17 protein-coding genes and 2 pseudogenes are annotated in these 15,755 nt (G+C 65.4%); 11 read left to right on the top strand and 8 right to left on the bottom strand.

Annotated features, from left to right (window positions below; translation table 11 throughout):
- Positions 1-211: 211 nt before the first annotated feature.
- Both ABZ297_RS15125 and ABZ297_RS15120 read right to left on the bottom strand, forming a co-directional pair.
- A complete protein-coding gene (locus ABZ297_RS15125) occupies positions 212-775 on the bottom strand; it encodes a dihydrofolate reductase family protein (protein WP_355345195.1) in 564 nt (187 codons plus the stop codon).
- Positions 776-933: 158 nt separating this feature from the next.
- Positions 934-1,278, bottom strand: a pseudogene (locus ABZ297_RS15120) (thiamine pyrophosphate-binding protein); the annotation flags it as partial.
- Between the two features lie 160 nt (positions 1,279-1,438).
- Between ABZ297_RS15120 and ABZ297_RS15115 the strand changes: the two are divergent.
- Positions 1,439-1,747, top strand: coding sequence for a dsRBD fold-containing protein (locus ABZ297_RS15115; RefSeq protein ID WP_355345192.1), 309 nt, complete (start codon positions 1,439-1,441; stop codon positions 1,745-1,747).
- 94 nt (positions 1,748-1,841) lie between these two features.
- Positions 1,842-2,705 (top strand): alpha/beta fold hydrolase, encoded by an 864-nt coding sequence (locus ABZ297_RS15110; protein WP_355345189.1) that lies wholly within the window; start codon positions 1,842-1,844, stop codon positions 2,703-2,705.
- Between the two features lie 181 nt (positions 2,706-2,886).
- On the opposite strand, the gene ABZ297_RS15105 is transcribed toward ABZ297_RS15110, so the two are convergent.
- Complete coding sequence (locus ABZ297_RS15105) at positions 2,887-3,156, bottom strand: hypothetical protein (RefSeq protein ID WP_355345186.1); 270 nt, start codon at positions 3,154-3,156, stop codon at positions 2,887-2,889.
- A 416-nt stretch (positions 3,157-3,572) separates the two neighbouring features.
- Here ABZ297_RS15105 and ABZ297_RS15100 point away from each other — a divergent pair, with 416 nt between their 5' ends.
- Positions 3,573-4,565 (top strand): hypothetical protein, encoded by a 993-nt coding sequence (locus ABZ297_RS15100; protein WP_355345183.1) that lies wholly within the window; start codon positions 3,573-3,575, stop codon positions 4,563-4,565.
- A 260-nt stretch (positions 4,566-4,825) separates the two neighbouring features.
- Positions 4,826-5,254, top strand: a complete 429-nt coding sequence (locus ABZ297_RS15095) for a hypothetical protein (protein ID WP_355345180.1) — start codon at positions 4,826-4,828, stop codon at positions 5,252-5,254.
- 168 nt (positions 5,255-5,422) lie between these two features.
- On the opposite strand, the gene ABZ297_RS15090 is transcribed toward ABZ297_RS15095, so the two are convergent.
- Positions 5,423-5,704, bottom strand: a complete 282-nt coding sequence (locus tag ABZ297_RS15090; protein WP_355345177.1) for a GntR family transcriptional regulator — start codon at positions 5,702-5,704, stop codon at positions 5,423-5,425.
- Between the two features lie 77 nt (positions 5,705-5,781).
- Between ABZ297_RS15090 and ABZ297_RS15085 the strand changes: the two genes are divergently transcribed.
- The gene (locus tag ABZ297_RS15085; RefSeq protein WP_355345174.1) at positions 5,782-6,108 is read left to right on the top strand and encodes a hypothetical protein; all 327 of its coding nucleotides are present in this window, start codon (positions 5,782-5,784) and stop codon (positions 6,106-6,108) included.
- A 614-nt stretch (positions 6,109-6,722) separates the two neighbouring features.
- Here ABZ297_RS15085 and ABZ297_RS15080 read toward each other — a convergent pair.
- Positions 6,723-7,454, bottom strand: coding sequence for a hypothetical protein (locus ABZ297_RS15080; protein WP_355345171.1), 732 nt, complete (start codon positions 7,452-7,454; stop codon positions 6,723-6,725).
- Positions 7,455-7,708: 254 nt separating this feature from the next.
- Here ABZ297_RS15080 and ABZ297_RS15075 point away from each other — a divergent pair, with 254 nt between their 5' ends.
- A complete protein-coding gene (locus ABZ297_RS15075) occupies positions 7,709-8,533 on the top strand; it encodes an IS5 family transposase (RefSeq protein ID WP_355345168.1) in 825 nt (274 codons plus the stop codon).
- A 45-nt stretch (positions 8,534-8,578) separates the two neighbouring features.
- On the opposite strand, the gene ABZ297_RS15070 is transcribed toward ABZ297_RS15075, so the two are convergent.
- Together ABZ297_RS15070 and ABZ297_RS15065 are read right to left on the bottom strand one after the other, a co-directional pair.
- A protein-coding gene (locus tag ABZ297_RS15070; protein ID WP_355345165.1) for an IS5 family transposase occupies positions 8,579-9,384 on the bottom strand; the annotation gives its coding sequence in 2 pieces (ribosomal slippage) (positions 8,579-9,033 and positions 9,033-9,384; 807 coding nt in all).
- Between the two features lie 132 nt (positions 9,385-9,516).
- A complete protein-coding gene (locus tag ABZ297_RS15065; protein WP_350808172.1) occupies positions 9,517-9,684 on the bottom strand; it encodes a hypothetical protein in 168 nt (55 codons plus the stop codon).
- A 178-nt stretch (positions 9,685-9,862) separates the two neighbouring features.
- Between ABZ297_RS15065 and ABZ297_RS15060 the strand changes: the two genes are divergently transcribed.
- Positions 9,863-10,363 (top strand): hypothetical protein, encoded by a 501-nt coding sequence (locus ABZ297_RS15060; RefSeq protein WP_350808170.1) that lies wholly within the window; start codon positions 9,863-9,865, stop codon positions 10,361-10,363.
- A 354-nt stretch (positions 10,364-10,717) separates the two neighbouring features.
- Here the strand turns inward: ABZ297_RS15060 and ABZ297_RS15055 are convergent, their stop codons facing one another.
- Positions 10,718-11,104 carry an NUDIX domain-containing protein gene (locus ABZ297_RS15055; protein ID WP_355345161.1) on the bottom strand — a complete coding sequence of 129 codons (387 nt, stop codon included), beginning with the start codon at positions 11,102-11,104 and terminating at the stop codon, positions 10,718-10,720.
- Positions 11,105-11,149: 45 nt separating this feature from the next.
- Between ABZ297_RS15055 and ABZ297_RS15050 the strand changes: the two are divergent.
- The 4 genes and pseudogenes from ABZ297_RS15050 to ABZ297_RS15035 form a co-directional block, all read left to right on the top strand.
- Positions 11,150-11,302: pseudogene (locus ABZ297_RS15050) on the top strand (transposase); the annotation flags it as partial.
- A 61-nt stretch (positions 11,303-11,363) separates the two neighbouring features.
- Entirely contained in the window at positions 11,364-11,873 is a 510-nt protein-coding gene (locus ABZ297_RS15045) for a hypothetical protein (protein ID WP_355345158.1), read from the top strand.
- 366 nt (positions 11,874-12,239) lie between these two features.
- The gene (locus ABZ297_RS15040) at positions 12,240-13,262 is read left to right on the top strand and encodes a M48 family metallopeptidase (protein ID WP_355345156.1); all 1,023 of its coding nucleotides are present in this window, start codon (positions 12,240-12,242) and stop codon (positions 13,260-13,262) included.
- 1,887 nt (positions 13,263-15,149) lie between these two features.
- A complete protein-coding gene (locus tag ABZ297_RS15035; RefSeq protein WP_355345153.1) occupies positions 15,150-15,629 on the top strand; it encodes a hypothetical protein in 480 nt (159 codons plus the stop codon).
- The last annotated feature ends 126 nt before the right edge of the window (positions 15,630-15,755 follow it).

Genomic DNA, 15,755 nt, shown 5'->3' with positions numbered 1-15,755 from the left:
CCAGCCTGGCCCACGCCCTGGTCGGCGCCGCCGAAGGCCACGCCGGCCGCGCCGAAGACGTCGCCAACCGCGCCGGCGCCGGACCCGCCGACCTGGGGCAGGCCGCCCTGATGGCCTTCGCCGGCATCAACTGCCATCACGATCGCCTCGGAACACAGTGCCACGAGATCCTTGGGTGGCCCGAAGCACGGGCCGATCCGAGGTTGGGTACTCAGCGCCTGGTCTCGTACCTGGTCAGGAGTACGCCGCCGGGGAACGTCCGGGTCTCCATCAGGGTCAGGTTCACCCAGTTGTCCAGGGCCGTAAAGAACGGCGTGCCGCTGCCCAGCAAGACCGGTGCGGTGACCAGCACGTACTCGTCGATCAGCCCGGCCCGCATGGCCGCTGCGGCAAGTGTGGCGCCGCCGATGTCCATGGGGCCACCGTCCTCGGCCTTGAGCCGGGTGATCTCGGTGACCGCGTCGCCGGTGACCAGGCGGGTGTTCCAATCGACCGTGCTGGTCGTCGAGGAGAACACCACCTTCGGCATGTCCCGCCAGCGGCGGGCGTACTCGATCTCCGCCGGTGTGGCGCCAGGCTGCTGGTCGGCGGTCGGCCAGTAGGAGCTCATCGTCTCCCACAATTTGCGCCCGTACAGCGCCAGGCCGGTCACCCCCACCCGGTCGGACCACCACTGGAACAGCTCGTCGCTCGGCACGCTCCAGCCGAGGTCGTCGCCGGGTGCGGCGATGTAGCCGTCCAGGCTCAGGTTCATGCCGAAGGTCAGTTTCCGCATGGCGTCAGCCTCCTGTGAGTCGGCACTCGGCGTACAGACCAGCACGGCGCGGAAAAATCATCGGTCAGGCCACACCGAGGGCCGGTTCACCACCACGCCAGTCCGCCGCGAGAACATTAGCCGGTGCCTGCCTGACGCGGGCGCGGCGTCTGGGGCACTCCTGGCAGGTCGATCCGCTCCGGGCGCACGTACGGCGCATGTTCCTGCAGGACATCCTTGGGAATGTCGATCAGGACCGGGCCGGGGCGGCCGGTGGTGGCGACGTGGAAGGCTTCCGCGATCGCACGCGGGATGTCCACGGCCGCGCGCACCAGCCAGTTGTGCTTGGTGATGCCGCAGATGTCGGCCTCCTGGAAGGCGTCGGTGCCCAGCAGGGGGCGAATGACCTGGCCGGTCACCGCCACCACGGGCACCGAATCCATCGCGGCATCGCACAGCGGCGCCACCAGGTTCGTCGCACCGGGCCCGGAGGTCGCCATGCACACCCCGGGCCGGCCGGTCGCGGTGGTGGTTCTGTAGGCGAGTTGCGACAGCGTTTGTAGGTCAGCCGTGACAGCGGGGGCCCTGAGCGCTGGGGTGTGTTGATGAGAAATGACAGCGCTTGATTGGTTGCGGTGAGAGTGTCCAGGCGCTAAAGCCCGTAAGGGAGCCGTCGTGCCTCGCATGTCGAAGATCGAGCTGTACGCGGCCATCCGCCGTGACTCTCGCACTGGCATGGCCAGCCGAGGCGCGTACCCAGGCCGCCTTCACCTCGGCGTCCCAGTCGGGGATCTTCATCGCCAGCAGCCGCGCGGGCGGCCGGTCCCAGATCGGGGATCGGGGATCGGGGATGAGCTGGCGGCCTCTCGGGCGCTGGCGGACCTGGCGGAGCGGCTGGCGGTCATTACGAATCGTGATATTTCGGAATCGACCGCTGAATCCGCCACGCCCACTCGCTCGCTCGCGATAAAGCTATTATACTATGAAAAGTGAAATTTCACATTTCGACGCATAAATGCCAGGTTTCGCTATATTGGTGACCATGGCTGCCAGTGAAGCGAAATTCATAACCTCTGGGAATTTGCGGTTGTGGACCGAACGATTCGGTGATGCCGGCGATCCCGCGGTGCTCCTCGTCATGGGCACCTCCACCCCGGGCCTCGGCTGGCCGGACGACCTCGTGGAAACGCTCGTGTCCGGTGGATGCACGGTGATCCGCTTCGACCACCGCGACACCGGCCGCTCGGACTGCGTCGATTTCACCGCGCATCCGTACGCACTGGCCGACCTGGCCAGCGACGCCATCGCCGTGCTCGACGCGTACGGCATCACCACCGCCCACGTGGCAGGCGCCTCCCTGGGCGGCGCGGTGGCGCAGTGGCTGGCCGTGCACCGGCCAGAACGGGTGGCGACGCTCACCCTGATCATGACGGGACCCATGGGCGCCGACGCCGGCCCCGCCTGGGCGCGAGCCCTGGCAGGCCAGGAGCCGGACCCTGACGACCTGCCCCCGCCCGCGCCCCGCTTCCTGGAGCACCTCATGCGCTCGGCGACCATGCCGCGCACCACCCGCGAGGAGAACATCGCCGCCGGCCTGGAGACCTGGCGGGTACTGAACGGTGAGGTCCTGCCCTTCGACGAGGAGGCGGCGCGGCGGCTGGTCGAGGGGTCACACGACGCCTCGCGCAACCTCGCGGCCGCGGCCAACCACGACCTGGCCGGGCGCGTGATGAAGCCCGACCGGCTGGCCCCGCTCTCCTCGGTCAAGGCCCCGACGCTGGTCGTCCACGGTACGGAGGACCCGCTGCGCCCGCTGAAGCACGGCGAGGCGGTGGCCGCGCAGATCCCGGGCGCGCAACTGGAGCCGATCGCGGGCATGGGACATGCGTTCCTGTCACCCGGGTTACCGCGCCGGGTCGCAGAAATCATTCTTCAGCACACCTCAACCTGATCAGACGTTATTTCTGGTAAGGCATAAAAGACGCACCGCACACCACCGTCATGACCGCGCAAATTTCCGCAAGCGCCCGATCCAGCCCGCCCGGCGAGTAGCTCGCAACCCGTAAGGTGCCAGCCCGGAAACACTTGATGGTGTTTCCGGGCCTTCCACTGTTCTGGCCGTCTAAAGTCGGTCAGCGCTCAGGAGCCCAGGGGCTGAAGCCACCAACCAACGGACCCACAGACGCCCGCCCCCGCTGCTGGAACAGGATTGCGGCCGCGCTCTGCAGGGCCATACCGAGGCCAGCCGTCTGCTGAGAGGGCGCCAGAAACGCCAGCATGGCGGCGAGTGCTTGGGCGTCTTCAGGCTCAAGCGTGACGCCGGGTGCGTTCCGTCCATCGCGGTAGGTGATGATCACCTTGACGAGAGATCGCCAGCGCTGGGAGACCACCGACACAATCAACGGCGGTTGCTGTACCGCACTGCTGTATAGAGATCAAAAAGGCCCCTTCCAAGTACCGGAAGGGGCCTTTGAGCTGCGAGCCGACGAGGGGAATCGAACCCCTGACCTTCTGTTTACAAGGGACTTCGAGACTATCCACGGGTGTCCACCGCCGTCACGGACGCCTGCTCGACGACTCCCCTAGCTTGATCGACTTCCAAGGATGTCCACCCGCGTACACGGACGTTGTTAGCATTCGCGTTAGCAAGATCAGGTACGGGCTAGGACCAGCGGAGACGCGCTTCGGAGCGATCAGAAGCGACCCAGCGGAGGAAGCTTACTGTCAGCAGGAGTTGTGAGAGCAGAGTCCGGCGACCGTACGACGACTCAACACCGCCTTGTATGCGATCATCAAGGAATGACAACGAGAAAGGTCCATGGTCGCTGACCACCGGCTCGCGCTCCACGCGACGCTCCCCGACAGCTACGCCCGACATGAGGTTCTGGCCTCGACCATCGACCACCGCGGCCGGCTCGCCGCCCTGGTCGCCGACCCAGCCCAGGGCTTCGTCCCCACCCCTGACCGCTTCTGGCTACGGCCGCCCCCGCGCTACGACGCAACCGCCGTCGTCTGCGACGGCGCGGAGACCCGCGAGATCCGGCTGACAGATCTCGACCAATGGTTCACCGACATCGATACCTTAGGCGACGGCATCGTGCTGGCCGCTGCCCGCTGTGAGCCTGTAGGCATCGAAATCGAGCGCTACCAGGAGCCGGTTCCAGAGGACGAACTACACCTCACCCATAACGTCCGGGTGATCGATGGAGGCGGCCAGATCCAGTCTGCCTTCTACGCCGGTGACGGCATCGAGCAACTCATGACGGACGCCCGGGGCGCCATCTGGATCAGTTACTTCGACGAGTCGAACTATTGGTTCCCCAACCCGGACGGCACCCGCTCCTACGGCTTCGCGATCGGCCTGGCGCGCTGGGGCAGCGACGGTGGTCAACCTTGGATGGCGCCGTTCCACACTCCAGACGTCTTCTGGTGCGACTGCTACGCGTTGAACGTCGGACGCGACGTGGTCCACGCCTGCCCCTACACCGACTTTCCGCTGATCGAGATCGATAGTCACGGCGTCCGCAGCATCACCCCGAACCCCATCACACGCTGCCACGGTCTGGCCATCTCAGGTGCTGAGATTGCCTTCCTCGATCAACACCGAGCGGGCGGCGGGTTCCGCTGGGAGATCCGCAGGGGCCGCCGACAGAGCGGGGCCGTCACCGAGTCAGACCGGCTGAACCTGCTGCTGCCACACGACCGACATCCGACCGGCTGGGCCCGAGGGAAGATCGGCAGAGACGAGACACTGTGGCTACACGAGGACGGAGACCCACGCCATTGGTACCGCTATGAAATGAACTCCTAAGCCCAATCCAGGGTTGCCGAACACAACGAACACGCCCCGAAGCCATAATCCCTTCGGGGCGTTCTCACTGGTCGATACTGATGTCGGGACGACTGCCGACCTTCCGCTTTTCAAGCGGAGCGATCGTCCTCGTCGGATGCCGGACGCCGTGGTCAGAGGGGGGTGGACGGTAGTCAAGGTGAGCCCGAGTGCGGGGACGCTGCTGTCACCGCTCCGCCGTAGCCTGCCGAGGACGTTCCAGTCTGTAGGACCATGTCCTCATGTCAGTGACCAGGTTCGCCGGCGTGGCCGAGGACGAAGATCGTGGTGTCACCCTCAGGACAGGGCTGTACGAGTTCTTGACCGCGGAGGGCGCCCACGTCTACCTCCACGACACCGACTTTAGGCACCTGACCTATCAGCCCAGCCGGCCGCCGGTGCTGGAGCTGGAGTTCGTCTACGACCCGCAGTGGACTCCACCCGAGCTGGCCGGCACGCCGGTCGTGGTCTTCCGGTTCGAGGATGTCCGCCTCGTCGAGTGGTGCGAGGACCGGGAGGGACACGACTGCGTGTCCACCCAGCCCGATGCTCCGCCCGGCCAGGTCAGCTGCTTCGACTGGGACGGCAGCGACCTGTTCACATTGGATACCTTCACGATGCGTCTGACCTTCCGTGCACCGCGAGCAGAGGTGACGGTGCGCGCGAAGTAGAACGAGGAGCCCAACACACCTTCCCGCTTGAATCTCAGACCACTTCATTACGAGAACGGGGCAGACGCCTGGTCGATCAGGTCCACGCCTGCTTGAGCAGCAGTCTCAGACGGTCCCCGTGTGGTTGGGTGAGTCGGCGTTGCTGTACTGGTTGCTGTACAGCACAGCTCATCCCTCGGTGCTACCAGCGGGAGGGTTGGGCTGCTGAACGTAGGTGCCCTTCCCATGGACGCTGCGGATCAGGCCGCGCTCGCGTAGCTCTTTCAGCGCACGACGAACCGTCATCCTCGCCACGCCGTACTGCTCCGCGAGATCCAACTCGGATGGGATCCGCTGCCCAGGCTTGAGCTCGCCACGTTCGATCCTGGCCGCGATGTGGTTCGCCACGACCATATAGACGAGTTCGGGTCCCTCGCTGTCGATCTCTGGGTAGTCGCTCTCCTCCGGCACGCTGCACAACATAGATGCCCTCTGACCTGCAAAAACACCTAGATACATCTGCAGAGGTATAGAGAGGTCTATATTCGATGCATGAACTCCGAGCCGTTCAGCCTGGCCTGGACCTCACCGCTCCGATCGAATGGGAGTGCCCGGGACTGTCACCACATCCGGCTCGCGTTCGCCCCGACCACAAGGCCCTCACCTGGACCTCGCTCGCGCCTGAGCGGCACCGTGTCCACGAGCACACCTGCGCGTGCACGGCGGTGTACTACGAACTGATCGAGCATGGCGGGCTCTACCTGATCCACAAGGTCGTGCAGCTGGACACGCCAGAGCACACCTTCGCCGGCCCTTGGCGCCGCGCGAAGTCACGTCACTGGTGGCAGCTCCTACTCCTCGGCGGCGCCCGGTAAGAGCTTGTCGCTACGGACAACTTGCGGAGGAGCTTGGACTCAGGTGTCCTCGGCAGTCATCGTCCGTCATTGCGGGTGCGGATGCGCAACCCTGGATCTTCGTCAAGCAGAGACGAGTCGTCTGCGTCGCCCGCGGTGAATACACCGCCCCAGAGTGACCGTACCGGCGCGCGTCACCGCGAACTGTCACCATGCTCGGCCAGCGCCAGGCGGTCGTGGCGGCCGCGCATGGAGCGACCCCCGGGAAATGCCCTAAATCCCGGGGGTCTGTGAGCCGTCATGTCGTGGCACCAGCGGCGTTTAAGAGCGAAGGTCAGGCGTTACGATGTCGCGCTCTGCCATTAAGCCATGGGCGCACGTGGAGCACCCAGCGGGAGTCGAACCCGCATCTCGACAATCACTGCCTTCACCCGATCGATCTGGTATCCAACGGCAATGCTGAATCTGGAGCGAGAATCTGAGACTGATCGGCTGCCTCTACCATCTGGGCTACCCCGGCCCGCAGTGCCGGGGGAAGGGATCGAACCTCCGCTGTCACCGTTGTTCAGGCTGAGCTTCATCTTCAGCTTGCGCTCCTTGCGCACCCGCCCGCATGGGGCGGGGGTCTTCGCAGGCTACCCGAGCAGGTAGCCGAACAGGGCGTCGCCGATCCGCCGGTCAGCGACCTCGACGCTGTTGGCCTCCTCGCGGGCGTACTTCACCGCATCCTGAAGCTTGGTCAGCCGATCCAGTAGCTCGTTGACGCGCCGCTGCGGGACAGCGCCGGAGAAGGCGACCTTCGTCCAGTAGCCCACCACCACGTCTTCGGTGAACACCTGCACCTGCGCCGGGTGATGCTCGGTTGCCTCCGCGAGCACGTGGTTGCGTGGCACCTTCTTGGTGCGGGTGGTCTTGACCGGCTCGGTGCGCCACGTGTCGGTGTTCTCGTCCAGCGTCCACGTCTCGGACGGGTCCAGCGTGGGCAGCTTCGAGATCAACGTGCGCAGGTCGACGAGTTGCTTTTCCAGGAACAGCAGGTACGTGACCGGGACGTCTTCCAGGAGAACCCGCCCTTCTACGACGACGTCGGCCTTGGCCGAGCAGTTCGCGACGTCCTTGGTGGCGGTCACGTCGAACAGTCGCGTCAGGGCGTCCGCCGCGTCCTTCACGGCGTCCTCGACCTTCACCTGCACCCTGGTCGACTCCGGCGGCAGCTGCTCGCCCTCGTCGTCGATCGGCTGGTAGGTGCGCGAGATGCCCGACAGCAGAGGCGTCTTCTGCACCGTGTGGTAGACGTCGGTCACCTTGCGCTGAACGTCGGCCTTTACGCCCTTCTCAACGGCGAGGATCTGGTTGAGCTTGGTCACGGCACGAACCTAGCGTCCTACCGTGACGCACAACACCGAATATTGGGGCGAATCAGGCTCATCCGCTGTGAGCCGCCTCCAGCTGCGGGGAGTTCGGTGACCGCGTGATCATCCAGGATCACTCGAAAATCAGATGAGCGTCAGACGCACGAAGTGGGACGATCCAGAAGCATGGCTAAGTGCGTGTTTGAGAAGATCGTTCATGTTCGGCGTGGCGGCGTGACGGCTGGAACAGATGCCATCAGGGTGGCCGGATGCCCCCAGATCGCTACCCCTCGGACCTGACCGACACACAGTGGGAGCTGATCGAGCCCTTACTCCCCGAGCCGAACACCGGCGGACGCCCGGAGAAGCACCCGCGCCGGGAGATCGTCAACGCGATCCTGTACGTGGTGCGCTCCGGCTGCCCCTGGCGCTATCTGCCCACCGACCTGCCGCCCTGGCAGACGGTGTACTGGTACTTCCAGCAGTGGGAACAAGCCGGTGTTACCGAGGCGCTGCTGAGCGAGCTGCGCGTCAAAGCCCGCCGCCAGGCCGGACGCGACGATGAGCCGTCGGCAGGCATCATCGACTCCCAAAGCGTCAAGGGCGCCGACACCGTGGCCCGCGACAGCCGCGGCTACGACGCAGGTAAGAAGGTCAACGGTCGTAAGAGGTTCATCATCACCGACACGACCGGCCTCCTCGTCACGGTCGCGGTACTGGCGGCGAGCTGGCAGGACCGCGACGGCGCCAAGACCGCCCTGCTGTCGGCGTACCTGACCACTCCGATCCGGCACGTCTTCGCCGACCAAGGCTTCGCCGGACGGCTGGTGGACTGGGCACGAGACACCCTGCGCACCACGCTGGAGATCGTGCGCAAGCCCGCTGACCAGCGCGGCTTCAACGTCATCTCGCGAAGGTGGGTGGTGGAGCGGACGCTGGCCTGGCTGACCGCCTGCCGCCGCCTGGCCCGCGACTACGAACGCGACCCCGCCGTCTCCGAGGCCATCATCCGCTGGGCCGCCATCGCCGGCATGGCTCGCCGCCTCACCCGAGGAGGACCCGCCCAACGCCAACCGCGCTATATCTGCGACTGAAACCCGCCATAAACGATCTTCTCAAACACGCTCTAAGACCGTGACTCATTTGGTCATGCGGCGGTAGCAAATAAGGGCAGCGGCGATGGCAACGAAGGACGCGAAGTGGTCAGCGCGGCGTTCGTAGCGCCGGTGAAGGCGTCGGCAGCCGGCCAGCCAGGAGACGGTCCGCTCGACCACCCAGCGGTGGCGTCCCAGACGCCGGCTGGACTCAACCCCCCGGCGGGCAATGCGAGGGATGATTCCACGGCCGCGCAGGAAGATTCGCAAGTGCGGGTAGTCGTAGCCCTTGTCACCATGAAGCTTCGCCGGTCGGCGACGTCTCGGTCCGCGGCGAGAGCGGATCGGCGGGATACCGCGCACCAGCGGCTCCAATCCCTGACTGTCATGGGTGTTGGCCGCGCTGATTGCGACAGATATCGGCAGACCGGTCCGCTCGGTGATGAGGTGGATTTTCGACCCGGCCTTGCCGCGATCGACAGGATTCGGACCTGTCAGCTCCCCCCTTTCATGGCACGCACGCTGACCGAGTCAATCGCGCATCGCGACCAGTCCAATTCTCCGCGCGCGCCCAGCTCGTCCAAAATGATCCGATACAGCTTGGCCCATACCCGGGTGGCGCTCCACTCGGCGAAACGACGGTTCACCGTCTGCCAGGAGGCGCCGAAGACCGGCGGGAGTTGTCGCCAGGCGCACCCGGTGGTGGCCACGTACACAATCGCGGCCAGGATCATCCGGTCATCTGCGCGCCGCCGTCCACCGCCTTGCGGTCGGGTGGGCGCCAACGGAACCACGCGCTGAAACAGCTCCCACAACTCGTCAGGAACCAGCCGCTGAAGGAATGCATCCACGCCATGTCCAACGAGTGACCACCAAACGAGTCACGGTCTTAGTCGATCAGGGCCGGGTCGGCGATGGGGTCAGCCCAGCCATCCTCAATGCCTTTGGTCAGCACGTCCGGGTGTGTGTAGGTGATGTCCATGTCACATCCGGATGGTCAGGTCGCCGTTGATGACGTCGGCCTGGCAGCCGACCTTGGCCTTAACCGTGACGATGTTCGTCACGGTCGTGCCCGTAGGCGTACCGTCGCTGTCCTTGCCGTTGTCCGTGCTGGTCTTGCTCTTCCGCCCGGCGCCAGCGTCACAAAGCATATGTCCCCTCCTTCTCCTCAGCGGGCTTCCTGCCGCCTTCCCCGGGTGGCGGCTATTACGGCCGGAAACAAACCACCATGACCGCAAAGAAGGAGAAGCATCGGTTTGCGAACGATGTCAGTATTTCCAGCGCGCCTGAGCCTTTCACGCCCCCGAACATCCAGAAGTGGAGCGCCCCATGTCCCGATCACTCATCTCCAGGATCGGCCCGCGCAAGAGCATCGCCGTCCTTGCCTCGGCCAGCGCCCTGGCCACCGCGGGTATCCTCACGTTCGTCGGCCCCACCAACGCCGATGCCGCCGCGCCCAGCGAGTCGACGATCCAGTGCAGCAACGCCACGCTGAAGGGGCACTACATCTTCGGCGCCAACGGCACGTCGGTGCCCCCGAGCGGCGAGAGCATCCCGATCTCCACCGGCGGCCTCGACTACTTCGACGGCAAGGGCGGCGGCACCGGCATCGCCACCTTCGTGGTGAAGGACGCCCTGGTGAACGACCACACCCCGATCACGCTCTCCTACAACATCAAGAGCGACTGCAGCGGGAAGGCGTCGTTCCACCTGGGCGACAGCTCGGCGAACTTCAACGTGTACGCCGACCCCTCCGGGGCGTCGTTCGTCCTGGTCGCCACCGACCCGGGCAACGTGCTGGCGGGCACCGAAACCCGAGTGAGCCGGTAACCGCCCTTTCGTCCCGCCCGCGGGGATTCGGCCGTCACGGCCGGTCCCCGCGGTTCTTTGTGCGCCGCTGCGTTGTGCGCGGCGCCGGGCGCCCGCGAGGAACTCCGCGACGTCGCCGCGGACGAAGCCGCTGCGTCGTCCTTCCGCCCGCCGCCGCGCAGAGCGAACCCGGCGACTAGTCCCGCAAGTGTGCTTACCCGGGTCGCTCCAGCGCCGAATCCGCGTCGGCTATTGAGGGTTTTCCAACCTCCTCAGTTACTGGAGTTCGTGAGGCGTGGCGGTGCCGGGGAAATGGTGAAGCTCCTGGCTGCTCCGGGCACCCCGCCCGCACGGGTCGGGCGGGACCTGCAACGATCAGCCGAGTAGCTCGGTGAGCACGGCCCGGTGCGCGGCGAACACCCGCCCGCGGTAGACCGCCGCGAGGTGGGCGGCCAGGTCGGTGTAGGTGTCCGCCCGGACCCACGCGGCCCGTTTGGCGTCATCGGCCCCTGCCACGGCAGGCAGGCCGCCGTGTGGGAGCGGGTCGAGGTGGACGGTCGAGGGCACGGTAACCATCCACGCCTCATCCGAGGCGCGGGGGTCGGGCACATACCGTGCGGGCAGCACCCGCCAGGACACGCCGCCCAGAGTCAGGCCGGTCTCCTCTTCCAGTTCGCGGACCGCGGCGTGTGCGGGGTCCTCACCGGGCTCCACATAGCCGCCGGGGACGGCCCACCCGTGGCCGTCCGACCGTTCGACCATGAGCAGCCGCCAGCTGCCGTCATCGTCGGTGGCGGTCACGATGGCGTCGGCCGCCACCGCTGGGTGGTCGAGCGGACCGTCTCCTGGCTGGCCGGCTGCCGACGCCTTCACCGGCGCTACGAACGCCGCGCTGACCACTTCGCGTCCTTCGTTGCCATCGCCGCTGCCCTTATTTGCTACCGCCGCATGACCAAATGAGTCACGGTCTAAGGGGACGATTCTCACGGACCTGAAGAGGGCAAGGCGTTCCGGTGAACCCGTGAGGGTCCGCCGTGAGATCGACTGTGCGGATCGACTTGATGCCTACGTGGTGGGCATTGGCCGCAAGTGGGCACTGCTGCACACCATCTCTGACCAACTTCATCTCGACGGCTACTCGGCTATACGCCTCCGCGACATCGAGCACGCCACGCGCTCAAGCTGGAAGGGCTCGACCATGACCCATCGCGCCCTTATCTTGCGCGGGGAGCACTCCCAGCCTCTGGCAGGGATCGACCTGGATTCCACCACGGGCCTGATCACAACGTTGACCAAGGCGTTTCCTCTCATGGCTGTCTACATCGAGAGGATCGACCCACATATCTGCTACATCGGTCGTGCTCGCGGGATCACTCGCAAGAAGCGACTACGTCTCCAGGAGATCGGACCGGCAGCGGACTGGGCACTCATGTGCTCAGCGAACAAGACGACGGACATCACGCGGTTCGACGTCGGTGGCGGGTACATCGATGCGCTCCACGCAGTCGGCGAAGATCCACCAGAGTGTTGATTCTCGACGGTGCAGTGTCTGCTTAGCCGGAACGCACACCACCAGTTTGGAAGATTTCGGCTCATAATCCACTGACGTGCTCCGCCTCTGGTCAGAGGCGTGCGGCCCTGTCCGCGGGTCCCCGCGACGCGCTGTCTGCTGGCGCTCCGTCCCTCAGAACCCGACTCCTTCAATTCGAACCCCGTGGGACGTACCGGCCCTCGTTGTAGTGTCTTGCCGCCATTCTGGGGTTCTGGCACCTTGTTCGCCATGCCCGTCGATCTACCCGACGAATTACCGACTGTGTCTCCGGAGCCTCCGCAGGCTTCGGGTTTTTGCTTGCCCCCTCAATCGGCCCCCGCCCAGCCGCTCCGAGCAACCAGCCGCGTGACGCGCACCATCGGCTACGTCCTCGCTTTCGTGATTCACCTTCTGGCGCCAGCTTTCCTCATCATCGGCATATACCTGGTTACGCGACTGACCGTAGTCGGCATCCTGTACGGCCTTGTGGCCCTACATGTTGCCTGGCTGCTCCGTCCCCGACCCGTCCCCTTCCCTGCCTCCGCCATGCCCCTCACCCGCTCCGACGCTCCCCATCTGTACGCTCTCATCGACCGCATCGCCGTGGAGTTAGGGGCGCCACGGGCAGATCTGATCGCCATCAGCGGCGAAGTCAACGCCTCTTTCCGTACCTACGGCTGGCGACGCAGCCATCTGGTGGAGATCGGCTACCCGCTCTGGCTGATCCTCAGCCCACAGGAACGCGTCGCCCTCCTGGCACACGAGATGGCCCACTCCAGCAACGGCGACGCAAGACACGGTCTCGTCGTCGGCAGTGCCCTGCACTCGCTCTACCAACTCCGCATGCTCACCAGTTTCGGGTGGCGGCCCGGTGATGGCGTGTCCGCCTTTATCGGCGAATGCCTCCTTGCCGTCCTGGGTGTCCCTGTCCGTGCTTTGACCTTCCTGCTGGAACTCCTGCTGAATCACTCCTCCCAGCACGCCGAATACCGTGCCGACGAGATGCAAGCCCAGGTAGCCGGCTCCGCAGCCGCAGCCTCACTCCTGGACGTCTTGACCACCCGAGCCCCCTCCGTCAGCAGCGTCCTCAAATCCAGCGCTGTGGCCGTCGGAACTGAGAACCTGTGGACGACTATCCGGTCCCGCGCGAATGCCGTCTCCGATGCCGAACTGGAACAACGCCGCGATGCCGCCCGCGTCGAGAAGGCACGAGTGGACACGACCCACCCGCCGACACACCTACGCATGCAACGCGTACTGGCACTGCAGCACCCGGAGCCCCGGGTGCCCACTCCGAACATGGAGCAGATCGAGGCAGAACTCGACAAGGCCGCCAAACGTGTGGCGCAGAATTTGCGAGAGGACGCCCAGTCTGCCCTCTACCGGTGAGCCCTATGGGAGTGCGCCGGCCGTCACGCTTTCGCAGCCAATGGATCATCTGCTCGCAAAGACGCACTCGGATCTTGCATGGCCTGCGAAATCCCAGCTCAACGGACCGATGGCGCGTCCCGCTACTGCCCGTTGTCCCCCTGTTCCCCGCCCCATCGGGCACGCAACGGGCACGTCAGTGGCCGACTGTGGCGGGCTACGGCTCGAAGGACGAGACTGTAGGCCCATGGCACTCGCGTGGCACCCCCTGACGCCTGCTCTCATCGACACGATGACGTCCCTTGCCCGTGCGCCATGGGACGCGGGAGGGTTCGATCAAGCATGGTTACAAGCTGGATGGCCGACTCCCCCAGGCGGTTCCGTCCCCGACTTCGTAGAGCCCGCTTCGAACGAGGCGTCCTCGTCGAACGCGAGCCGGCGACCGCAGCCTGACGTGCGGTGCTAAACAGAGGTAACGTGAGAGAGGCGGCAATGGACCAAGGCACCCGCGGCGAGCTCATCAGTCGGCTGGCCGAGGCGATCAGGTCCGTCACGGCCGCGCACCCGCTGCGGGTCGCCATCGACGGGCCGCCCGCCGCCGGCAAGACCACGCTGGCCGACGAACTCGCCGTCGTCCTGCGCGCGCAGGACCGCGACGTCATCCGCGCGACCATCGACGACTTCCTCTTCCCCCGTGCACAGCGCTCCGACGCGGTCAGTACTCGGCCGAAGGCTGCTACTTCGACGCCCACGACCACGCCGCGCTGTGCCGGGTCCTGCTCGATCCGCTGGGCCCAGGCGGAGACCGAAGGTTCCAACACGCGGTCTACGACAGAGACACCGACACCCCATCGTCCCCGCCGGCCACGACCGCCCCCGCAGACGCGGTACTGCTCTTCGACGGCGTCTTCCTCCTGCGCCCAGAACTCATCGACCGGTGGGACCTGCGTATCTTCGTTTCCGTCCCATTCGAGCAGACGGTAGATCGCGCCCGGGACCGAAGCACAGCGCTGGCCGGATCCACCGCCGACACCGCCGAAATCGAACGGTCCTGGCGCAACCGCTATATCCCCTCCCAACAGCTCTACTTCGCCACAGCCCGCCCAACCGACCACGCCGACATCATCGTGTACAACGATCAGCTCCAACGGCCGACCTGGGAAGTCCGACCACACTCATCGATACACAGGATTTGACAATTGCTCTTTCCAGACCCACAGCCTGTATGACAGAGCCACCCTCCATATCGCGGACTGCCCACCTGGATCACCCACCCCACAGGGCTGGGATCTCTACGGACTCCTCATGCGCGGGGAAGAGCACTAACACTTGCATCTAGCGACTCGCCCGCAGCTCAGGGACATGCCCTGGCTTGGAGCAGTCCGCAACCACGTTGCCCGGTGGGCCAGGGCTGAGGAACGAAGCCCTGGCCCTTCGATCGCCCCCAACCACGTGCGGTGACCGGCCATGCAATGGCGATCGGGAGGGCTGCATCTGTGCGGCGGCGCGGCAACCCCGGTCGAAGCGTTTGTGGTCGGTGCGGCAGCCGACCGCCGCGGCCACCTCTGGGGAGCATCGAAGTCAGCGTCGTCACGGCCTCGTTTGTGTGGGCCAACTGGGTAGCCGCCGGTTACTTCACGAGCCGAAAGCCAGGCTGCGCGGCCCATGCTCTGAAGAACTCCGCGGAGCCATAAGCGTCAGAGCCAGTCAACGGCAAGTCACTTGTGGCGATCACCTCGATTCCGGAGCGCTCCCGCCGGAGGCCTGCTTTAGCCTTGCTGCTGCCTCTGGGCCATAACAACGCCATACAAGCTAGAGTCGTCGATAATCTCCGAGGCACGAGGTGAGTCGCTCCGCTACTGGTTGGAGTAGAAGGACATGTTCCCGATGAGAACTAGCCTCGTCTACGTGGCGCTGGCATTCGCGCTCGTCACCCCACTTGTCACCGGATGCCGTTCCGAGTTCTTTCCCAGCGAATCGCGGGTTGCTCCCGAAGTCGTCGGTGACCTGCGGAGTACAGGAAGGGTGCTGGCGGCAACCACGACTGAATGGTATTGGGACGGCCACACCGAGATCGCAGACGTCATGGTGGTCGACGTCGGCGGCTCAGGCTTCCGTGATGCCCTTGACAAGGCCCTGGGCCTCCTACGAACGCACGGGTGGGAGGCCAAAGACCCAGCGGACCAGTGGCGTACACGCTTGGAGTCGAACAAGTGGGACGGTACATGGATAACGGTTGAGCCGCTGATTAACTATGAAGTTGCGACTTCTGAAGGATTCAACGAACAACTCGATGCGTCCAACGCGACTCTCTTCGACCGCCTTATTGAGCAGAACACCTCCGGAAATTTGGTGGTCCTAGAAGCGAATCCTGATCCAGACAGCTGACCACGCCCGGGATGATGTCGCCTGCGTCCCGGGAGCCCTCAGGGCAACTTTCTGTTGCATCCGTTCGATGGTGCGGCGGGGTGGCCGGGCGGGACCGGCCCGGAGAGGCCGCACGCCCGCCCGGAC

This window comes from Nonomuraea sp. NPDC005983 (assembly GCF_040614375.1).
Taxonomy (GTDB): domain Bacteria; phylum Actinomycetota; class Actinomycetes; order Streptosporangiales; family Streptosporangiaceae; genus Nonomuraea.
Note: the sequence above shows the minus strand (reverse complement) of the source record. Positions and strands in the feature narration are given on the sequence as shown.